The sequence below is a fragment of the Paraburkholderia sp. GAS199 genome (assembly GCF_050436585.1).
Taxonomy (GTDB): Bacteria; Pseudomonadota; Gammaproteobacteria; order Burkholderiales; family Burkholderiaceae; genus Paraburkholderia.
The window spans coordinates 209,708-230,644 of record NZ_JBNDMM010000009.1; the positions used below are offsets into that span (position 1 = coordinate 209,708).

The following is a 20,937-nucleotide window of genomic DNA, read 5'->3' on the forward strand; positions in this document are numbered from 1 at the left end:
GGGTTTGGCTTCCGGTTTGGCTCCATGTTTGTCTCAACCAGTCGCCCGCCACATAAGTTTCCCTGACGCCTTTGCGGCCGCGCAGAAGTACCGCGCTTGCGCGATTCATTGCCGTCCAAGGCTCGACCACCATGACCGACCTCGCCACGCCGTCTTATCCCTCGGGCGCCGCGCCCGACCGGACCGCCTCACTGCAGATCGGCGGCATGACCTGCGCCGCCTGTGCGGCGCGGGTCGAAAAAGCGCTGGCCAGAGTGCCCGGCGTGTCGCACGTCTCCGTCAACCTGATGACGGAACGGGCGCACATCGACAGCGACCCGGGCGTCGAAGTCCACACGCTGATCGCGGCTGTTCACAAGGCCGGCTACGAGGCCACGCCGGCGGTCGTCGTGGATGGAGCGGCTGCGGGTTTCGCGGCGTCGGCGTCGGCGCCGGTTTTGACTCCCGCCGATGACGGACCGCACACGATCACCGAGTTGACCATTGGCGGGATGACCTGCGCGTCCTGCGTCATGCGCGTCGAGAAAGCCTTGATGAAGGTGCCGGGCGTGGCGGGCGTGTCGGTCAACCTCGCCACCGATACTGCCACGGTCGATCTCGGCGCGACGCCGCCAAGCGCGGACGCACTGATCGCGGCCGTCACTCAGGCCGGCTACGAGGCCGCGCTCATCGTGCCACCGGACGCAGCGCCCGCCGACGCCGCAACATCGGAAAGCGCGGCGGATAGCCTCGCGCAGCGACAGCGCGACCAGGCTCGCCGCGATTACTACGCCGTGCTGGCGTCGGCGGCATTGTCCATACCGCTCGTCGTGCCGATGATCGGGACGTGGTTCGGCGCTCACGAGATGCTGCCGCCCTGGCTGCAACTCACGCTTGCGTCGATCGTTCAGTTCGGGTTCGGCGCGCGCTTCTATCGCGCGGCGTTCCGTGCGCTGCGCGCCCACGCCGGCAACATGGACCTGCTGGTGGCGCTCGGCACCTCGGCCGCTTACGGCATCAGCGTCTACCAGATGGCGTTCCATCCCGGCGACGTCGCGCACCTGTATTTCGAGGCGTCCGCCGTCGTCATCACGCTGGTGCGCTTCGGCAAGTGGCTCGAGGCGCGCGCCCGCCGCCAGACCAGCGACGCGATCCGCGCACTGAACGCGCTGCGCCCGGACCGCGCGCGCATCCGCGTCGGCATCCACGAGCGCGAGGTGCCGCTCGCGCAGGTGAGCGTCGGCGCGGTCGTGATCGTGCGTCCGGGCGAGCGCGTGCCGGTGGACGGCGTGATGCTCGAAGGCCGCACGCATGTCGATGAATCGCTGATTACCGGCGAGAGCCTGCCGGTGCCGAAGCAGCCCGGCGACGCGCTCACCGCCGGGTCGATCAACGGCGAAGGCGCGATCGCCATCACCACGCGCGCGACCGGTGCCGAAACCACGCTCGCGCGCATCATCCGGCTGGTGGAGAGCGCGCAGGCCGGCAAGGCGCCGATCCAGCGGCTGGTCGACCGCGTGAGCGAGGTGTTCGTGCCGACCATTCTGGCGCTCGCCGTGCTCACGCTCACGGGCTGGCTGCTGGCGGGCGCGGGGGTGGAGACCGCGATCCTGAACGCGGTGGCCGTGCTGGTGATCGCGTGTCCGTGCGCGCTCGGTCTGGCGACGCCTGCGGCGATCATGGCGGGCACCGGCGTCGCAGCCCGTCACGGCGTGCTGATCAAGGACGCCGAGGCGCTGGAAACCGCGCACGGCGTGACGATCGTCGCGTTCGACAAGACCGGCACGCTCACGCTCGGTCAACCTTCGGTGACGGCGTTCGAGCCGACCGGCGGCATGGACCGCGACGACGCCCTCGCGCTCGCCGCCGCCGTGCAGCGGCACAGCGATCATCCGCTGGCGCGGGCGGTGGTGAGCGCGGCGCGGGATGCGGGGGTGGGGGCTGACCCATCCGCCAGCCACGCGCGTGCCGTACCCGGACGCGGCGTCGAGGCGCAGATCGGCGACGAGACTTTCGCGCTCGGCAGCACGCACTGGCTGACCGAACTCGGCATCCAGCTGGAGCCGCATCTGCGTGACCGCGCCGCGCAACTCGAAGCAGCGGGCAACACCGTGTCCTGGCTCATGCGCCGCGATCCGGCCACGCATGTCGCGTCCGCGCTCGCGCTGATCGCGTTCGGCGACACCGTCAAGCCGACCGCGCGGGCGGCGGTCGCGCGGCTTGCGCAGATGGGCGTGCGCAGCGTACTCGTGACGGGCGACAACGAAGGCAGCGCGGCCAGCGTCGCCAGAGCAGTCGGCATCGACGAAGTTCATGCCAACGTGCTGCCCGAAGACAAGGCGCGCGTGATCCACGATCTCAAGATCCGCAGCGCGGGCATCGTCGCGATGGCCGGCGACGGCATCAACGACGCACCCGCGCTCGCCGCCGCGGACATCGGCATGGCGATGGCCACCGGCACGGACGTCGCCATGCATGCGGCGGGCATCACGCTGATGCGCGGCGACCCGGCGCTGGTGGCCGACGCCATCGACATCTCGCGGCGCACCTGGCGCAAGATCCGGCAGAACCTGTTCTGGGCATTCGTCTACAACCTGGTCGGCATTCCGCTGGCCGCGTTCGGGCTGCTCAATCCGATGCTGGCCGGCGCGGCGATGGCGTTCTCCAGCGTGAGCGTGGTCACGAACGCGTTGCTGCTGCGCTCGTGGCGTGGCGGGCAGGCCGGCAAATCCGGGCAAGCGCGGTGAATTCGCAGCAGGACCGCGCGCACGACCGGCAAGCCGCAAGCCGCGCTATTCGATCCGATGACCGTAATCGCGCAGTACGGCCAGCGACCCAATATGCAGCGAGACCGCGTAAAACTCAGCCTCGGACATTTTCGTTTTAATGGCACCGGCCTTCAGGCGCGCATAGTCCGCCGGGTGCAGGGACAGCATGATTTCAACTCGCTCCTGCGGCGAGGATATCTGTTTCATGGTCAGTGATCCTTAACAAATCGCCTTGTTTTACTCCGTGTGGAATTCCGTAATGACGCCGCATTTCTCAACGCAGCAGACGCGGCCTCGGTTTCGAAATAATTCTACGCCGCGTTTCAATTGGGGTTGATACGTAATTTTGCAATTGATAAGTTCAAATTTGCAGCGCAAACTGCCGACGTATCGAGGCCAACCCGACGTAATCGTCAATAAAAATGGTTGCTAACAAAATGCCGTTTCCGTAGTGTGTAAATGCTCGTAAGGCAATTTTGCCGACATGCTTCAACCCGAATTAGGCGTTGTTCAGGATTGACCATGTTGGTGTTACACTGCCACTCGCCAGAGCCATTCTGGCACGGGGTTTTGGTGTTTCCAGTGCAATACTGGGTTTGAAACACGTTACGGCTCGTTATCTGGCGCCGCGCGTGAGGCAGCCATTCCACTGGAGTTCATTGAATATCTTTCTGCGTTTCCCGGATTCCCAGGTTCCTATACCGTGTACTCTCAAACGCAAATCGATCCGGTTGTCAGCTTCCGCAACTCGCAGCGCGAGCAGGTCCGTGGAACGATCATCAACCTCCAGAGAAAGTCTTTGGTAATGGAGGTCTATAACCCCTATTCCATCGTGCAGGTCAGCGAGGTATTAAGCGACCTGAGCGTGCGTATGGGAAGCCGGAATGCCTATCTCGGCAAGGCGGTCGTGGTCAGTCTGGTGAATACCGGTCTTACTGCGGTTGTTTCGCTGGCGCTGATCGACGAATGGCGGGAGTTGAGCGTTCTGTCCAACGAGCCGAAATCGGTCGGACGGGAAGCCGAACTCTTCATCAGCGACTGGGATGCGCGCTTCAATATCCGGCGCGATTATCAGATCGTGGTGAACGAAATGCGCGCCTTCCTTTCGGAAGTGTCGCGCTGGGTCGAGCAGGTCGATCTGACCGAAAGCCTGCCCAAGACCGACGGCAGGCTGCGCGAAGATCTGTTCTACGAACTCGCCACACCCATTATGCATAAGGTGAAGTCTTACCTCGTGCGTCTGGAAGAAGAAGCCGAACGGGTCGATGCGGAGATTGCACCGGTGCATCGCACCTACGCGCAATCGGCGTTGCATCCGTTGCTGCTGCGCGCCCCGTTTGTCTACCGAACCTTCACGAAGCCGCTCGGCTACGCCGGCGACTACGAGATGGTCAACCAGATTCTGAGCGATCCGCAGCAAGGACCCACCACGTATTTCCAGATCGTCAACACCGCGTTCCTGAAGGCGGCCGTTGCTACGGCGCACCGCAACCGGATCACGCTGCTGATCGATTTCCTCACGCGTCAGGCCGAAGCCGCGCGCGTGGCGGGCCGTCCGTTCCGCATTCTCAACGTCGGCTGCGGGCCGGCGTTCGAGATCCAGCGCTTCGTGCGCGAATATGCGCGGCCCGATCTGCTGTCGTTCCAGCTGGTGGATTTCAGCGAGGAAACGCTGGCGTTCACCAAGGCCGCGATCGAACGCTCGGCGGGCGAGGCGGGCCACAAAGTGGTGGTGGAAACGGTGCATCAGTCGGTGCACGATCTGCTCAAGCGCAAGATTACGCCGGATGCTTCGTCCCAGGAGTTCGACGCAGTGTACTGTGCTGGTTTGTTCGACTATCTCTCGGACAAGGTTTGCGCGCGTCTGCTGAGTTATTTTGCTGCGCGTACGCGACCCGGCGGCCGCTTGCTGGTCACCAACGTCCACTCGGCGAACCCGGAAAAGTTCGGCATGGAGCATTTGCTCGAATGGTATCTGATCTACCGGAACGAAGCCGGCATGGAGTCACTGCTGCCCGCGCAGTCCACCGAACACAAACTCTATGTCGACGAGACAGGCGTGAATGTGTTCGCAGAAGCCACGATTCTCTGAAACGTCAGCAGACACCCCATCCATGAGTATCAGTCAACTGCACACTGGCTATCAAACTGAACTGGCGGAATTTCGCGTCACGTTCAGCCGCGGCGGTGCCTATACAGCCATTGTGCTCGTCCTGCTCGGCGTGGGGCTGGACTACGCGCAGTATCCGCAATTGCAGACGTCGTTCGCGCTCGCGCGCCTGCTCGTTTCGCTGCTGATCGGCGGGATTGTCATCGTGCTGGGCAGCACGGTCGGGCGGCGCTTTTCGCCGTGGCTGACGCTGTCGTGGCTGCTGCTCCCGCAAGCCATGATTTCGTGGATGATCTGGCAAACCGACGGTGTTCAGTCGCCCTATTACATGGGCCTGAATCTCGCCATCTTTGCGTCCGGCATTGCGTTGCCGTTCGGCCTCTGGCAGAACCTGGTGTTCGGCGTGCTGTCCTGCATCATGTACCTGCTGGCGTGCGTGCTGCCGCCGCACGGTCTGGTGCCGCTCGGCACGGTGACGGTCAACGTGCTGCTGCTGCTGTTCGCCGCGGCGGCCAGCGCGGTGTACACGTTCTTTAACGAACGCGTGCGCTTCATGCTGTTCCGCCTGAAAGCGGAAGTCTCCGAGAAAAACGCCGAACTCGAAGTCATCAATCGCAAGCTGCTCGACATCAAAGGTCAGCTGTTGCAGCAGGAAAAAATGGCCGCCATCGGTACACTGGCGGCCGGCCTGCTGCACGAGGTCAACAATCCGGTGAATTTCTGCCTGATGGCGATCGAAGTCGCGCTGGAAGAACCCATCGCCAAAACGGAGGAAACGCTGCAGGAGTGTCTGGTCGATGCAAGGCAGGGTATGCAACGCATCCAGCACATCGTGTCGGACCTCAAAACCTTCGCGTACCGCAAGCCGGGCGCCGAGGCGGAAGCGGGCACGCCGTTCCTGTTCGAAAAGGCGCTCGATTCGTCGATCCGTCTCGTCGCGCACGAACTGCGCGGCGTCGCGGTCACGCGCGATCTTCCGGCGGATACCCTGGTGCAGGGTGACGAAGCCGCCATCATCGGCGTGCTGATCAACCTGCTTTCCAATGCAGTACTGGCTATGCGCAAGGCGGGGACGCCCAAGCCGGCGATCCATATCGCCGTGAAGTGGGAGGAACAGCGCCTGCATGTAACGGTGAAGGACAACGGGCCGGGCATCGCGGACGAGCATCTCGCGCGCGTGTTCGAGCCGTTCTTTACCACCCGAGAAGTAGGACAGGGCTTGGGCCTCGGCCTGTCGATCAGCTATGCCGTCGTCGAACGCCATGGTGGTCTGCTGTACGCCGAGAGCGAGCTGGGAAGCTGGGCAGCGTTCAGCTTCGATCTGTCGCGCGCTCCATGAGAACACAATGAATGACATCAGGCAGACGCAGCCCACTCTTCTCTACGTCGACGACGAAGAGTTGGCGCGCAAATATTTTGCTCGCGCGGTCGGCGGGGACTACGAAGTCCTCGTGGCCGGCAGCAGCGATGAAGCCATCGCCTTGCTCCAGCAGGAGAGCGCGCGCATTGCCGTGCTGGTCACGGATTTCCGTATGCCGGGCCGCGATGGCGGCGACCTGCTGCGGCAGGTCGCGCTGGAATACCCGCACATCGTCCGCATTCTGGTCACGGCTTACGCGGACGTAGACGTGTTGCTGCAAACGGTGAACACCGGCGAAGTGTTCCGCATCCTCGAAAAGCCGCTCAAGCCCGCTTCGGTGCGCGAGACGCTGGCTCTCGCGATCGAGCGCTATCACGAGCGCGCGATCCAGAACCAGCGGCTGATGGCCATCGACGAAACGCTCGCGTTTCTGGCGCACGAACTGAATACGCCGCTCGCCGCCATTACGCTGAACGCGAGCAGCATCGAACATCGCGTGGATGCGCCGGAGCACACCCAGCCGGACTCGCAGAAAGATATCGCCGATGCGGCGCGGGCGATGCGCGAAAGCGCACAGTACTGCATCGCCATGGTCTCGTCGTTCTGGCGCTCGGTCCACAACGGGCACCGCAGACTCGCGGGCACCGATGCGCGCAGCGAGATCACCGCGCATGGGCTCGTGTCGGCCCTGCTCGATACCTATCCGTTTTCGAACGGACAACGTTCGTGGGTGCAGGTGGAGGTCGAAAGCGATTTTGCCGTGGTCACGCAACCCAATTGCGTGGCGCTGGTGCTGTCGTCGTTGCTGTCCAACGCGCTGCGGGCGCTTGCCGACGTGCCGTCGCCGTCGGTGCGCTTCGTGGTCACGGCGCAACCCGATCCCTGCATCCGCATCAGCGACAATGGACCGGGCATTCCGCCCGAAATCAAGGCGCGTCTCCTGACCGACCCGATTACAACGCACGCGAAATCCGGTGGGAACGGCTTGGGCCTGATCCTATGCAACCGTGTCATGCAGTCCTGCGACGGCGCGCTGCGGATCGAGTCCACGTCGGGGGTTGGCACCACCGTCATGCTGGATTTCCCCCATATCAAAGGTCAAACGCACAGGAGTTGTTGATGAACGAAGCGAAAGCCACACAGGAGTCGGCACCGGCGATCATCTTCGTCGATGACGAGGCCACGGCCGTAAAGTACTTCCAGCGGGCTATCGGAAGCCTGGCGCCGGTCCTGACTGGCGGCTCGGTAGAAGAGGGCAAGGCGCTGCTCGACGAGCACGGCGACAGGGTGGGGGTCCTTGTGTCCGACCAGCGCATGCCGGGCGAATTCGGCAACGAATTGCTGCGCTACGCGAGCGAGCGCTATCCGCACGTCGTGCGCATTCTGACCACGGCGTATTCGGAGATCGACCAGACGGTTGCGGCCGTCAACCTCGGTCATATCCACCGCTACATCAAGAAGCCGTGGGATATCACCGCGTTGCGCATGGAGTTGAAGCAGGCGCTGGAACTGGCCGAACTTCGCAAGGAGCGCGACCATCTGGTACGCGAAAAGCTCGGCGTGTTGCAGAAGCAGACGCTCGGCACGCGTATCGGACTGGTCCGCACGCTGGCCGCCACGTTGCTCGGCCCCGAGCGTTTCGGGCCGGTCGAAGCCTATCTGGCCGCTGCCGTGCTTGCCGACGTGCAGACTTCGGAGCCGGACTGGCTGCTGCTCGACTATTCGGATCTGGTGGCGGCGGAAAGCCATCGCGGCGGCAACTTCGGTCACGCGGTCGCGACGAAATTCGCGGAACTGCGCAGCCGCCGGATCGATTCCGGCGCCGCTCAGGCCGTGCCGGCTCTGGCGGACACGCTGGAAACGGCGGGCATCAAGCTTCGCCGCAACGGCGACGCGTTGGTGTGGGACGAGCCTGCACTGCTGGCCGAGTTTCTGGGCGAACCGGCCAACAACGCCGTCTCCACACAGCACGCCGCCTGGCTGGCCAGCCTGCTCTGGCTGGACGACAACGGCCTGACGCTCGAAGCGGCGCGTGAAGGCGACGCCATCACCTTGCGCGCCGTGCCGGGCAAGACGGAGTTTCCTGCCGATCGCCTCGCGACGTGGATCGAGCAGTTCTGAGCGCCGCGCGTCAGTCGCGCGCTTTTTCGATTGCGGTGACGGCCAGTTCGCGCGCCAGATCCGCGTAAAGCTCGGCCCATTTTCCGAGCAAGCCGGGATCGTCGGTCAGAAATAGCGGATGTTCAGCCCAGGCGCTGACATCCGCGCCCTTCCACGCCATTTCGAAGATACGCAGGTCCTCGTCTTCGCTCACGCCGATATCCACCAGTTCGCGGAACGACGCAAGATTGCTCAACTGGACGTTTTGCGCCGCGACGTTGTGGATGGCCGCGAGTGCGCTGGTCGCGCGTTTGCGGGCGTCGTCGCGGTTAGTGGCGAACAGGAACACTGTGCTCGCTTCGTGGGCGCTGCTGAACACGGCCCGATAAAGGGAGGTTTTGCAGCGATCGCTCAGTTGCGTGCCCATGGTGGCCTCCGTTGCAGAAAACGGTTCGTCGTCCCGACCGGCCGGCTGTGCGCCGGTTTCCTGCGACGTGAGCCGCCGCTGCCGGTCGCGATACCTGTCGCTGCTCCAGTACACGTACATTCCGCATACGAACAGGCAGGCTAGCGAGAGAATGCCCGCACCTCCAAGTACAGCCAGATCGGCATGCGCCATTTCAGGCCCCCTTTGCGTGTACTTCGTCTCCCATCCGGGGCCTTCCGGCAATCAGCGAAACCGGGGCCGCGGCGTATTGGTCTGCTCCTTCCGGTAGCTGGGTTGAGCCTGGCTGCGAAAGTGCGACGCTTCGAGTATCCGGCCGGTGTTTGCAATGTTCAACTGAGCACACCTCTCTATTGACCAAAGCGGCTCACTATAGGAGGCTAGTGGGCTGTGGTCGTGCTTCGAGGTCGCGCGGCCAGTGTGCCGATTCCTTATGCATGAGCGAAAGACGGCCGAGCGGCGCGTAGCTCGTTAATGGACGCGTTTGCCGCGTTGCACAAAATGCGCTTTCTGGCGCTTCCGAAGTTTTTGCGACCCGCGCGCCTTATCCAGCTTGAATTCAGTCGCAGCTTGCATTCAGTCGCGCCGCGCGGTGCGTGATCCTGCATCGCTGCGTTTGTCGCCGTCGTCTTCGTCGGCGCGGCTGTCGATAAACGGCGAGTCTGTATCGCTGCCGCCGGCACGCAACGCCGCGCGCGCTTCTTCCGCCAGTTTTTCGTAATGCTTGCGAAAACGCGTCAGGTCCTTCTCCTCCAGTTCTTCCAGATCCAGCAGCGCGTTATGCGCGCCCGATACCGCGCGGATCAGTTCGTCGAGTTTGATCTGCATGGCAGCGGTATCGCGGTTCTGGGTGTTCTGGATCAGGAACACCATCAGAAACGTAACGATGGTGGTCGACGTGTTGATGACGAGTTGCCAGGTGTCGCTGTAGTGGAAAAACGGCCCGGTGATAGCCCACACCACCACCAGCACGGCGGCCAGCACGAAGGTGGCCGGTCTGCCGGTCATGGTGGACAGGTAACTCGAGAACGTCGAAAACCAGCTGCGATTCATCCTGTACTCCGGGAGTTGGCGGTGTACGCGATGATGGCACAGACGGTGCATAGCACTCCTCGTGCGGGCCAAGCAAATCGACCTCACGACGCGCGTTGACGTGCGCGGTCTATTCGCCGTTTATTCGCCGGAAGTGGACGGCCGCAACGGAAACAGGCACACCGCCGCGGCCAGGCCGAGCGCTCCGCCGAGCAGCGTCTCCCAGGCGCGAGCCGCGAGCAGCGGGATGGCATGCACACCGCTCGCCGCGAGCGTCACGATCAACGTGAAGGCGAATGCCGCGCAGGCGATGTCGTAGCGCTCCGGCAATGCCATTGCGTAGATCACCATCGCCAACGCGGCAACGATCCAGATCAGCAACGGCGCGTGTTCGGCGAGCGGCAGACAGGCGATGCCGAGCGGCACACCCACCAGCGTACCGAGAATCCGGCGTCGCACGCGCTGTATCGTGCCGGTTGCCGAACCGGCCACGACGTAGGTACAGGCGGTAATGGCCCACGCCGATTCTTCGAGTCCGATCAGACCGTTCAACGCGACGATCACCAGCGCGCCGACGCTCGCCTGCAGTCCCATGAAAAACTCGGGCGAGTATTGGCCTGCCTGCGGTAACGGACCTGGAGTCAGCGCGGCCGTCACCGCGGGGCGCTCGGCAGGGCCGCTCAGCATGCGCGGCACGACCGAGGCCATGGCGGCAATCACCGCCGCGATCAGGATGGCGCGCACGTCGGCGACGGCCAGATGCGTGCCATACGCAAGCAATTCGCCGATGTAGATCTGCGAGCCGAGTCCCGCGCCCAGAATGCCGAACCGCTTGAGATAGCCGACCAGAAACGCGCCGCTGACGAGCACCAGTTCCGGTCCCGCGCGTCCGGTGAGTTGCAAGGGCCGTGCGAGCAGCGCGCACAGAATGGCGCCGAATGCGGCGGCAAAGCTGAGCAGCACGAGGTCGCGCGCGGATTCGGGACGCGTCGTGCGGGCTTCGGACACGCTGGCCCACAGCGCGAAGCTTCCCGCGAGATAGCCCAGCGAGACGTTGCCCGGCACATCGCGGACCACGTCCTGCAATGTGCCGAGTGCAGCCGCGATGCCGTATGCCGTCACGAGTCGCAGACCTTTGATGCGGCGATGCGTGCCGGGATCGACCCGGTCGAGCCAATCGGCTGCCGTGCCGATGGATCGCTGGAAAGCGGACAGTCGAAGAGAGTGCTGCTCGCGCTGCGCGAGTCTTTGCGGATCGTCGTTCACGAATTTCTCCGTGCAAGCCGAGGGTGTTGCCAGGATGGAAATGCGCGTTGGCGGATTCGATGATACGCCGGCTGTCGTGGCGTATTGATGGCCTATTTTGCGGCTTATTCGTGGAGAAGCGGAGAAGCGGAGGCAGACAAACTGCCCTGAGCGACGGCCGCCGCTCAGGGCCCGGTCACGCTGTCAGCGTTTTAGTTGGACGCTGCCGTGGTCGGCTCGCCGATGTAATGCAGATCGACGATGTCGCGCGTGGCGTCGTCGGTCGATTCCAGTGTCGGGATGATGCGTCCCACCAGCAGGCCGAAGCCGACGCTGGTCTTCACGTACTTGGTTTCGCCTGCGTCGAGATGGAACGACACAGTCTTTTTGGTTTCGGTGCGAGTCGACACGACGTAGTCGCCAGCGGGTTCGTCGACATAGAAAAAGCCGCCCGGTTGCGATTTTCCGACCGGCTGGTCATTTACATAAACATGCGGCTGAAGCGCTGCGCCGAACATCGAATTAGCGCGATAAAAATAAATACGGCCCTGCGCTTCTTTCAATGTCGGAATGGATGCCGCCACGTCTTTATATTGCGGCCCGCTCGCGCACCCCGATGCGACGAACGCCACCAATGCGCTGGCGGCCAAGGTTTTGAAAAGCTTAGTCATTTATTTTCTCGATTGTTATGGGTTGAGACGGCTGCAGTGCGGAAAAGTGGGATTCGCCCGGTAAATAGAAACCCACCAACTGGTTTTCCTTGACGACCAGATCGGCCTCGTGAACTTGTCGTCCTTCGATGGTGAATACGCCATTGACGGGTCTCAGAACGAGGCCCTGAGGCAAGTCGCCAATAGGTCTCCACACCGTGCCGGCGTTGACCTTCCGCGAGAAGCCGGTGCTGAGCCAGATCGATACGGACTTGGCGACTCGTACGCGTTCGTGTTGCCGGGTCGTGTCGAATGGCGTCAATTGAGTACTTTGAACCGGTACTGCGGGCGCGCATGCAGAAAGAAGCAGCACAGTCAGCGCCGATATTCCGAGAGCCTTAATTCTAGTCAAGATGAACCTGTCCCTTGTCATTTCCGACAATGGCATATCGGCAAACGTATGAAGAAACTTTAGGAAAGACAGTGTTGGAATCGGGAAGAGAATTAAAGCTCTATGAATAGATTGGACATTGAATGCAGAGAAGACTTTCTCCGCTATGCGACTGGAATAAAGCAGTCGGTTTTTGCGAAGGCGATTCCAGTTCGTCCGGCCAGTGGTGCGATAAAGAATGCCGGCCTGATACGGTCCGGCGATCCGTCTGAGTCAGGCTCTGCAAAGCGCGGTGATTCGCGCTAACCTGTTGAAAGCCATTGCGGCGGATTACGCCGTCGCACACAGAACTCTTCCGTCAGGAAAGCCATGACTCAAACGCTCAAAATCGATTTCGTCTCCGATATTGCCTGCCCCTGGTGTGCAATCGGCCTTTCCTCGCTGCAACTCGCACTGGAGCGCCTCGGCAATACCGTCGACGCGCAGGTTGCCGTGCATCCCTTCGAATTGAATCCGGACATGGAGCCGGGCGGCGAGAAGATCGTCGACTATCTGGGCAAGAAATACGGACGTACGCCCGAGCAGATCGCCGAGACGCAGGCCATGATTCGCGAACGCGGCGCGCAGGTGGGTTTCGAGTTCGGTCCGCGCACGTCGGTCTACAACACGTTCGACGCGCATCGGCTGATGCATTGGGCGGGGATCGAAGGCAAACAGCTGGAATTGAAACTCGCGCTGCTGCGCGCGTATCACGGCGAGGGCAAAGACCCGAGCGATCATGCGGTGCTTGTCGAAGCGGCGCGCTCGGTGGGACTCGACGCGACTCAGGCTGCCGCCGTGCTGCAAAACGGCGACTACGCGCGTGAAGTTCGCGCGGAAGAGCGCAAGTATCAGCACATGGGCATTCAGTCGGTGCCGTCGATCATTTTCAACGACCGCTATCTGGTCACGGGCGGACAACCCGTCGAAGCATTCGAGCAGGTCGTGCAGCAGATTCTCGCCGAAGCGCAACAGGCGCAGGAAGCACCGCACGAAGCACACGAAGCGCCGAAGCAGTGAGATTGGCGCAGTGGCCGTGAGACAGCCCAGCCGGTCAGGCCGGGCGAAAGCGAAGTGAACGCGCGCGCCCGTCTTGCACGGGCCGCGCGCATCGTCGGTCAGCGCGTGGCGCTGGCGGCAGTCGGTTCGAAATCTTCGGCGTCCACGTCATAACCCGACGGTTCCCAGCGAACCGCCAGCAGCGCGATCAGACCGCACAACGGTGCGAACGCGATGACCCAGAACACGCGTGTGCTCAACGCCGCGGCCAGCACCGGGAAGAGGAACAGTGACGCGGCGGAACTCGCGCGCATCAGCGTTTGATTGAAGCCGACGCCGACGCCGCGCAGCGACGTGGGATAGCTCAGCGACGCAAAGGTCATGCTGTGCGAACCGGCGCCGACACCTTGTCCCAGCAGGAACAGCGCGAGCAGGGAAATAGCCGACACCACTTCCGGCGTGGAGGCCGGACGGCCGACGATCGCGAGGCCGATCAGCGCGGCGAACTGCAGCACGTAGCCGAGCACGGTCAGTTTCCATGCCCCGACCTTCGGCACGATACGCACGGCAATCACGCCGCCGACAAAAGCGAAGCCGAGATTCAGCGCCAGCGAGGCGAGAATGGTCGTCAGCATGGATTGCGCGAGGAAGCTGGAAATGATCACCGGCAAACCGAACGCCACCGCGTTATACGCAAACCCAGACGCAATGCCGATCACCGTTGCCAGCACGGTGCGCTTCAGATAGACGCCACGCAGCAGCGCGCCGTAGTTTTTCCACGCGCCGCCGCGAACCGGTTTGGTGGAGGCCGACACCTTTGCGTCGCGCGCGACTTCCGCGTCGATACCGTATGAGCGTTTCAGAATGCGCGCGGCGCTCTCCAGATCGCCCTGGTTCGCGGCCCACACCGGCGATTCGCTGATGTAGCGGCTGCGCACCGCAATGATGACGATGGCCGGCACCGCGCCGAAGCCCAGAATCAGGCGCCACAGCAAGCCCGCGTGACTTGCCGGCAGCGTCGAATAGAACGCCAGCACGAGCAGGTACGAGATGCTGATGGCGGCGTACCAGACCGGACACCACATGGCGATGCGCGAGGCCTTGTTGCCGCGTCCCGACAGGCGGGAGAACTCGGCCAGAAACGCCATCGCAACGGGAAGATCGATGCCGACGCCCAGACCCATGACGAAACGCGCGCCGCCCAGCACCCAGGCGTTCGGGGCGAATGCGCAGGCCAACGCCGCCACGACGAAGAAGAACATGTCGGCCATGAAGACGCGATAACGGCCGATCTTGTCGGTCAGGAAGCCGCCGAAGAATGCGCCGAAAATCGCGCCGAACGTGATCGCGGACGCGACGAGGCCGGTGCCCGTCGGCGTGAGCGAGAACTCTCGGCTGACGTCTTTCAGGCCGAAGGCGAGCGCGCCGAGGTCGTAGGCGTCGAGAAAGACGCCGCCGAGAGCGATCGCCACGACGATGCGGGCGTCGCTGCCGGCGGCCGCGCCCTGGTTGACGAGGTTGGAAACGTCAGACGCGCTGCGGATCACGGGCTTTGCAGGCCCGGTCGTGGAAACGGCGGCCGGTGGAGGCGCAAAGGTGGTGGACATGCAAAAACTACCCGCAAAAGGCGTGATCCTACCGCCCGACACCTTCACGGCACAAAGCTACATTCGTTATTTGCTAATGCGAATCGACAGGGTGGGGCGGATACCGCTGGCAACGATGTGTCCGGCGTTCACGCGCGATGCGCAAATGATCGGCAGAATGGCGGCTCTATCTATACTGAACGCCCATCTGACGGACAAGTCAGGCAGTCACGGAACGAGGCCAAACATGGATACCACGCTGCAATTCCAGCTACGAATCACCGCGTCGCCCGAACTGGCGGAGGCGCTGCGCCATGACACGGCATTCGCAGCGCAGCCCGCGCTTCTTCCGGCAATCCAGGCGCTCCTGCACCGCTACGACGCCACCCTCAAATGCCAGTTCGACGCCTTCGCCGGCTACGTGAGCGAAGCCGAGCAACTCGGCGTGGCCCACTATCCGCTCTACCAGTGGACCAAAGACACGATTGAAAATCCCCAGAAAAAGGTTCGCTATCTGCTGGCTTTCACGGTCTACGTGAACGGCCGCGAGGTCTACGACCGGGCAGTTGCCGACGCGCTCGAAGCCGGGTTGCGCGCGCTCGTCGACGAAACCGGCATTCTTAGCGTTTCGCGCTTCGACACCAATCCCGCCAATAATCCGCAGCCGCCGCAACGTTAGCGCGCGTTCAATGGCCGTTGCAGTAGATCGCGGTGAGGATGAGCGGCACCACGTCGCGGATGCCGGCCGCGCTGCCCGCCTGGCGAACCCGCGTTTCCACCGTCGACGACGGCCCCGACACGACCACGCCGTAAGTGGTCCACTTGATCGGCGTGCCGCTGCCCGGTTTGAACATGGGATCGTCCTGCTGGTAGCCGAATACGGCGTAGACGTGAAAGCCGAACGCCGTGAGATTGCTGCCGCGCGTGGGACGGAACGCGTTGACCGAGTCGGGTTCGATGCGCATGGGTTTGGCGTCGATCGACTGGCTGTCGAGAAGCGGGCTGATGAAGTCATGCGGGCTCGACTGGCAGTCGAGCTGCGTGTCGAGCGGTCCCGCATGGCCGACGCCCGGAGCGAAGCCGAGGCCCAGCGATGCGAAGACAATCAGCGTGTTCAGAACGGGCTGTTTCATCGTAGTAGCGCAGAAGGGCCAGGCGCGAGGGTCCTGCCACGCGAAAGCGATCCGGAGTTCGCTGGTACGGGCAGGTTCTGGATACCACCATCCTACGGCGGAATCGCAGAGTCTGTGCGCTGACGAGCAAATCGGTAAAAAGAGCCGGAAGACGGTGGGGTGGGCGAAGCGCGCGGCCGTTCTGCCGCCCTGATCCGGAACCGGATTGCCCGGTGGGAAGCCGCGCTTCAGCGGCCTTTGGTGCGGCCGGATTTGCGCCCGCCCGTCGCGCGCGGCGCGTCCTTGCCGGACACGCCGCCAGTGCTGCCGCCGTTCATCTGCTCGAGCCACGACAAGGTGTCGACGTAGGACAGGAACTGCTGCAGATAACCCGGCGATGACTCGCGCATCAGCGTCAGCGCGCGATGCACGAGGCTGTTCGAATTCAACGGACCGGCGTTGCCGGGCACCTGCTCCAGCGACTGCCGGAACTGCCTTTCGGTTCTCACCTTCGACGAGACTTCACGGAAGTAGTCGAGCACCGGCATCTCGGGATACGACGAGGCGGCCGCCGTCTGGCCCGACAGATAGCCGATCAGACGGGCAAGGTCTGAATCCGTCGGCGCGGTTTCCGGCACGCTGGTTGGCACGCTCGTTGGCACGGTATTGGCCACGTCGAGCGCATACGCGGCCAGCAACTCGGCGAGTTTCTCATCGAGCAGGCGGCGCGCTTCGCCGCTATGCGCGGCGGCGCGCCGCTCCAGCGCGTCCATGAAATGAAAACGCACCGGATTCAGGCGATCGGCGCCGCTCGCGCGCCATGCGTCGAGCGTCGCGCGGGCGTCGGCCGTCGCGTCAGTCATGAGCCTTCACCGCGGCGTTGGACGGCCTCGGGATCGGTGCGATTTCCACGCGACGGTTTTTCGCCCGGCCCTGCTCGTCGGTGTTCGAACCGACCGGCTGTTGCGAACCGAATGCCGCCGCGAAAACCGAACCGGCCGGCACGCCGTCGTCGATCAGGCTGCGCGTCACGGTCAGCGCGCGTTGCGCCGACAGTTCCCAGTTATCCGCAAAACGCCGATTGGCTTCGCGCACCTGACGGTCGTCGGTGAAACCGCTCACCATCAGAATTTCGTCGCGCGCCTGAAGATAGGCCGCGAGCGGTCCGGCGAGACTCTTCAGCAGGTCGCGTCCCTGCGGCTGAAGCTGATCGGAATTCAGCGCGAACAGCACATTGCCGCTGATGCCGATGCGACCGTTCACCAGCGTCACGCGGCCCGCCGCGAGCGGTCCCGCCAGCGCCTGCTCCAGCGTCTTGCGGCGCTGCGCTTCGAGCTGCCGCTGTTTGACTTCCTGATCGAGCCGGTTCGAGAGTTCCATCTGTACGCCGATCACACTCACGAGGATCAGCACGAACGCGCCCAGCAGCACCGACATCAGATCGCCGAATACCGGCCAGATCGGTGCGGCTGTTTCCACGCCGCCGTCGATTTCCTCGCTCATACCGCATCGACTCCAGCGGATGCGCGCCGTCCGGCGAGCTGTTGCAGGTCTTCGACAATCTGCTTCTGCGACATCATGCTCAGATCGATCACTTCACGCGCCTGCGCGACGTAGTAGGCCATCTGTTCGTCGCTGCGCGTGAGCGAGCGGTCGAGCGCGCCTTCGATTCGTTGCAGATGCGCCGCGAGTTTGTCGTTCGACTCGCCGAACAGTTGCACGGCCACGCCGAATGCTTCGCCGAGGCTCGCCACTTCGACCGCGCTGCCCGTCACCTGCGCCGCGACGGTGCCGAGCTTGCCGGTTTCGTGTTCGACCTTGCCGATGAATTCGCTGCCCACGCGTTCCAGCAGATCGGCCGAAGTCGAGACGAGCGCGTCGACGGCGGTGCGCTGCTCGGTCGAGGCATGGTTGACGGCGTCGAGCAGCGTTTCCAGCGTGGCGAGCAGACGGCTGCGTTCTTCCAGCATCGCCGTATCGCGGACCATGCTGTCGGAGAGCTTCTGACGCAATTCCGCGACCACTTCGGCCGCGGCTTTCGGCGCCTCGGACGCGGCCTGCAGGAGCCGGGAGATTTCGTCGATGGTATGGCTCGCGTGCGACTGCGTTTGAGCCGAGATGTCGCGTGCCGTTTGCGCCAGCGTGTCGCAGATTTCCTGCTGACGGTTCGCGGTGCGCGTGCCGACCTGTTCCCATTCCTGGCTCAAGGTGCTTGCCATCGAACCGAGCGTTTCGGTCCACGCCGCCAGACGTTGCTGGTCGCGTTCCGCGAGCTCGGCCTGCAGGTTCGCGGCGGCCTTCGGCGCTTCCGCCGCGGCCTGCACGAGCCGGTCGATTTCGGCGATGGTATTGCTGGCGTGCGTCTGCGTTTGCGTGGCGATGTCGCGCGCGGTTTGCGCCAGCACGTCGGCGATTTCCTGCTGACGGACGGCGGTGCGCGTACTCGTCTGCTCCCACTCGCTGCTCAGCGAAGCCGCCATCGACGCAAGCGCGTCCGTCCACGCCATCAGACGCTGCTGGTCGCGTTCCGCGAGTTCGGCCTGCAGGTTCGCGGCGGCCTTCGGCGCTTCCGCCGCGGCCTGCACGAGCCGGTCGATTTCGGCGATGGTGTTGCTGGCGTGCGCCTGCGTTTGCGTGGAGATGTCGCGCGCGGTTTGCGCCAACACATCGGCGATTTCCTGCTGACGGCTCGCGCTGCTCGCGCCGGCCTGTTCCCATTCCTTGCCGAGCGTGGCCGCCATCGTGCCGAGTTGTTCGGTCCAGGCCGCGAGCCGTTGCTGGTCGTGCGCGGCGAGTTCCGTCTGCAACGTCTGGTGCGACTGACCTAGCGTGGTCGTCAGGGCGGCCGCGTGCTGCTCGAAGGTCGCGGCAGCGGCGGACAAAGCCTGTTCGTGACGTGCCGCGAGTGACTCGCCGGCGCTCTCCTGGCGCGACAACGCCTCGCCCCATGCTTCGGACACGCGCGCCGCCGTCGCGTCGAGGCGCTTGGCGACGCCGTCGAGCAGACTCGCCGAGCGTTGCTCGAACGTTTCCGTGAAGTGTTGCAATGCGCCGCGCAGATGGTCGGCTTGCGCTTCGCTCGCGCGCTGCTGTCCTGCCAACGCCTGATTCCAGATTTCCGCGACGTTCGTGGTGGTGGCCGCGAAACCGCTGGAGAGACCGTCGAGTTGGCGCTGCACCGCTTGCGTCACCGACTCGTGCAACGCGGCGCTCTCACGTGCAAGACCGGCCATGGTGGCTTCCATGACCGGCTGCAAGGTCGCGCTGGCGGCGCGCGCGCCTTCGGCGGCAGTGCGCGCGCTGTCGGCCACGCTGTCCTTCAGCGACTGCGCCACCGACGACGCAAGCCGCGTATAGGCCGCTTCCGTCTTGCTGTAAAAAATCTCCTGGCTCGCGAGTTGCCGTTCATGCAAGGCCAGGCTGTGCTGCTCGACCATCGCCATCATGCCTTGCAGACGGTCGACCAGCGCCGGCATCGTGTCGGCCTGCTTCTGAAGAAGCCGGAAGCTCTCGTCGCGCTGGTGCGACTGCGAATAGACGCGCAAGGTGGTGGCGATTTTCACGTCGAGCGATTGCGCGACGTCGATCCGTTCGCGGCGGCACAGCGCCGAAAGCAGGCCGAGCATCGCCGAGGTGGCCACGCCCGCGATCGAGGTGCCGAACGCAAAGCCGAGTCCCTTGACCGGCGCGGCGAGCGAGGCGCGGATCGCCTGCAGGTCGGTGGCGCTTTCGAGCGCGATACCGGTGCCGCGCAGCGTCGCCACCATGCCGAGCAGCGTGCCGAGCATGCCCAGCAGCACCAGCAGACCGACGAGATACGGCGTCAACGCCGGTCCCGGCAAAGCAACCCGTTCCCCTTCGACCCGCAGACGCACCGCATTGCGCAGGCTCGGATGCAGCCGGTCGAGCCATGCGCCGAGACCCGGCGGCGGCCCGGACAGGTCCGCGACCGCGCCGGCGAGCGTCGCCGTGGCTTCGCTGTAGCGTTTCAGTTCGAACGCACCGGCGACGTAACAGGCGCCGATCAGCAGCGTCACGGCGAGCGCCAGCGAATTGGAGCCGACATAGGCAATAGCGATCCAGACCACCGCGGCCAGACCAACGACAAAAACAACCCAATGAGTCAAATGCTTGGACATAGCGTCTCAATTAGCTGGTGCGAAGGGCGGCAAGCAATCCTTCCACCGGTTGTAAGCGAACATCCAGTTCGGCGAGCAACACGCTCTGCGCATCTTTGCGGAAGGCGTCGAGAAACGCGCCGCGCGCGTGCGGCGCCGGTTCCTCCGACGCTTCGGCGTCGTCCAGCGCGCTTGCTTCGGCGGCGCGCAAGCGCTCGAAGTGCTGCGCGAGCATGCCCGGCAAAGCGGCCAGCAGAGTCTGCTCACGCGGACTCAACGCGCGCTCCATGACGGCATCCACCACCGCGAGCCGGGCCATGGCCGGCGTCTTCGTAGCGAGCATGCCGCGCAGCCGGCCGCGCAGATTGCCGATGGCGGTTTCCATCGACTGCTGGATGGCCGTGTAGCGCTGCCGGAAGACTGCGTAATCGACCGGACCCTCTGCCGCGCCCTGAAGTGGCCCCGTATGCGGTGCCGCAGCCGAACCGGGCCTCGCCGGCGCGCGCCGTTTCGACGAGCCGAACACGCTGTCGCCGGCAATCGCGTTCACCAGCGTGGTGCGCACGCGGGCGCATTCGTTTTCTTCCGCCGCGCCGAACGCCCGCGCGCTGCCGCCGACAGCCGGCGGTTTGCCGCTCAGCACGGTGGATAGCGCAATGGCGTCGGTCCAGCCGAGCCATTGGCTGAGCCGGTCCGAGAGCGATTGGCTGGATTCGGGCGCGTCGGCTTGCGTGAGACGCGCCAGCAGGCGAATGAGCGCCGGGCCGCTGAGAGCAGTGCGCTGGGGGGCTTGCACGATACCACCAGATACGAAAAAGTCAGCAGTTTACACGTCGGCGAGGCGGGGACCGTCAGAGTCGCGATCCGCGTGACGTCGGAAGGCCAAATTCGAGCCTGGCAGACATGCCATGCAAGCGGCATGAGCGCGGTCGATGGCGCGTTTCGACGTCATGATTCAGTCACGCGCGTCACGCAGTATGACCGGCGGTCGCCCCTTCGCCGA

The 20,937-nt window shown here is 63.9% G+C and carries 19 protein-coding genes; 7 read left to right on the plus strand and 12 right to left on the minus strand.

The genetic code is table 11. The annotated features are described in order from the left end of the window. The first annotated feature begins 131 nt into the window (after nucleotides 1–131). On the plus strand, nucleotides 132–2,726 hold the full coding sequence (locus P3T18_RS30180) for a heavy metal translocating P-type ATPase (RefSeq protein ID WP_429303619.1): 2,595 nt from the start codon (nucleotides 132–134) through the stop codon (nucleotides 2,724–2,726). A gap of 45 nt (nucleotides 2,727–2,771) precedes the next feature. Here the strand turns inward: P3T18_RS30180 and P3T18_RS30185 are convergent, their stop codons facing one another. Continuing rightward, nucleotides 2,772–2,954 carry a hypothetical protein gene (locus tag P3T18_RS30185; protein ID WP_429303620.1) on the minus strand — a complete coding sequence of 61 codons (183 nt, stop codon included), beginning with the start codon at nucleotides 2,952–2,954 and terminating at the stop codon, nucleotides 2,772–2,774. Between the two features lie 496 nt (nucleotides 2,955–3,450). On the opposite strand from P3T18_RS30185, the gene P3T18_RS30190 reads away from it, so the two are divergent. The 4 genes from P3T18_RS30190 to P3T18_RS30205 are packed head-to-tail and all read left to right on the plus strand — an operon-like array spanning nucleotide 3,451 to nucleotide 8,338. After that, nucleotides 3,451–4,839 carry a class I SAM-dependent methyltransferase gene (locus P3T18_RS30190; protein ID WP_429303621.1) on the plus strand — a complete coding sequence of 463 codons (1,389 nt, stop codon included), beginning with the start codon at nucleotides 3,451–3,453 and terminating at the stop codon, nucleotides 4,837–4,839. A 22-nt stretch (nucleotides 4,840–4,861) separates the two neighbouring features. Further along, nucleotides 4,862–6,196, plus strand: a complete 1,335-nt coding sequence (locus P3T18_RS30195; protein WP_429303622.1) for a sensor histidine kinase — start codon at nucleotides 4,862–4,864, stop codon at nucleotides 6,194–6,196. Nucleotides 6,197–6,203: 7 nt separating this feature from the next. Beyond that, complete coding sequence (locus P3T18_RS30200) at nucleotides 6,204–7,337, plus strand: ATP-binding protein (protein ID WP_429303623.1); 1,134 nt, start codon at nucleotides 6,204–6,206, stop codon at nucleotides 7,335–7,337. Next, a complete protein-coding gene (locus tag P3T18_RS30205) occupies nucleotides 7,337–8,338 on the plus strand; it encodes a response regulator (RefSeq protein WP_429303624.1) in 1,002 nt (333 codons plus the stop codon). Before P3T18_RS30200 ends, P3T18_RS30205 begins: the two co-directional genes overlap by 1 nt. A gap of 10 nt (nucleotides 8,339–8,348) precedes the next feature. Here the strand turns inward: P3T18_RS30205 and P3T18_RS30210 are convergent, their stop codons facing one another. From P3T18_RS30210 to P3T18_RS30230, 5 genes are all read right to left on the minus strand, one after another. Continuing rightward, nucleotides 8,349–8,936 (minus strand): hypothetical protein, encoded by a 588-nt coding sequence (locus P3T18_RS30210; protein ID WP_429303625.1) that lies wholly within the window; start codon nucleotides 8,934–8,936, stop codon nucleotides 8,349–8,351. Between the two features lie 402 nt (nucleotides 8,937–9,338). Continuing rightward, entirely contained in the window at nucleotides 9,339–9,815 is a 477-nt protein-coding gene (locus P3T18_RS30215; RefSeq protein WP_429303626.1) for a low affinity iron permease family protein, read from the minus strand. 120 nt (nucleotides 9,816–9,935) lie between these two features. Continuing rightward, nucleotides 9,936–11,009 (minus strand): FUSC family protein, encoded by a 1,074-nt coding sequence (locus tag P3T18_RS30220; protein WP_429303757.1) that lies wholly within the window; start codon nucleotides 11,007–11,009, stop codon nucleotides 9,936–9,938. A 242-nt stretch (nucleotides 11,010–11,251) separates the two neighbouring features. Next, entirely contained in the window at nucleotides 11,252–11,710 is a 459-nt protein-coding gene (locus P3T18_RS30225) for a DUF2846 domain-containing protein (protein WP_429303627.1), read from the minus strand. Beyond that, nucleotides 11,703–12,101: a hypothetical protein gene (locus tag P3T18_RS30230; protein WP_429303628.1), complete on the minus strand. Its 399-nt coding sequence runs from the start codon at nucleotides 12,099–12,101 to the stop codon at nucleotides 11,703–11,705. Before P3T18_RS30230 ends, P3T18_RS30225 begins: the two co-directional genes overlap by 8 nt. A 348-nt stretch (nucleotides 12,102–12,449) precedes the next feature. Between P3T18_RS30230 and P3T18_RS30235 the strand changes: the two genes are divergently transcribed. Beyond that, on the plus strand, nucleotides 12,450–13,139 hold the full coding sequence (locus P3T18_RS30235) for a DsbA family oxidoreductase (protein WP_429303629.1): 690 nt from the start codon (nucleotides 12,450–12,452) through the stop codon (nucleotides 13,137–13,139). A gap of 98 nt (nucleotides 13,140–13,237) precedes the next feature. On the opposite strand, the gene P3T18_RS30240 is transcribed toward P3T18_RS30235, so the two are convergent. Continuing rightward, on the minus strand, nucleotides 13,238–14,725 hold the full coding sequence (locus P3T18_RS30240; protein WP_429303630.1) for an MFS transporter: 1,488 nt from the start codon (nucleotides 14,723–14,725) through the stop codon (nucleotides 13,238–13,240). 226 nt (nucleotides 14,726–14,951) lie between these two features. Between P3T18_RS30240 and P3T18_RS30245 the strand changes: the two genes are divergently transcribed. Next, nucleotides 14,952–15,383: a hypothetical protein gene (locus P3T18_RS30245; RefSeq protein ID WP_429303758.1), complete on the plus strand. Its 432-nt coding sequence runs from the start codon at nucleotides 14,952–14,954 to the stop codon at nucleotides 15,381–15,383. A 7-nt stretch (nucleotides 15,384–15,390) separates the two neighbouring features. Here P3T18_RS30245 and P3T18_RS30250 read toward each other — a convergent pair whose 3' ends face one another. The 5 genes from P3T18_RS30250 to P3T18_RS30270 form a co-directional block, all read right to left on the minus strand. Continuing rightward, nucleotides 15,391–15,837 carry a hypothetical protein gene (locus P3T18_RS30250; RefSeq protein ID WP_429303631.1) on the minus strand — a complete coding sequence of 149 codons (447 nt, stop codon included), beginning with the start codon at nucleotides 15,835–15,837 and terminating at the stop codon, nucleotides 15,391–15,393. A gap of 227 nt (nucleotides 15,838–16,064) precedes the next feature. Next, entirely contained in the window at nucleotides 16,065–16,679 is a 615-nt protein-coding gene (locus P3T18_RS30255) for a DUF2894 domain-containing protein (RefSeq protein WP_429303632.1), read from the minus strand. After that, nucleotides 16,672–17,319 carry an OmpA family protein gene (locus tag P3T18_RS30260; RefSeq protein WP_429303633.1) on the minus strand — a complete coding sequence of 216 codons (648 nt, stop codon included), beginning with the start codon at nucleotides 17,317–17,319 and terminating at the stop codon, nucleotides 16,672–16,674. The genes P3T18_RS30255 and P3T18_RS30260 overlap by 8 nt, the downstream gene beginning before the upstream one ends. Continuing rightward, nucleotides 17,316–19,955: a DUF802 domain-containing protein gene (locus P3T18_RS30265; protein ID WP_429303634.1), complete on the minus strand. Its 2,640-nt coding sequence runs from the start codon at nucleotides 19,953–19,955 to the stop codon at nucleotides 17,316–17,318. Before P3T18_RS30265 ends, P3T18_RS30260 begins: the two co-directional genes overlap by 4 nt. Before the next feature lie 10 nt (nucleotides 19,956–19,965). Beyond that, nucleotides 19,966–20,733, minus strand: coding sequence for a DUF3348 domain-containing protein (locus P3T18_RS30270; protein ID WP_429303759.1), 768 nt, complete (start codon nucleotides 20,731–20,733; stop codon nucleotides 19,966–19,968). Nucleotides 20,734–20,937: the final 204 nt, after the last annotated feature.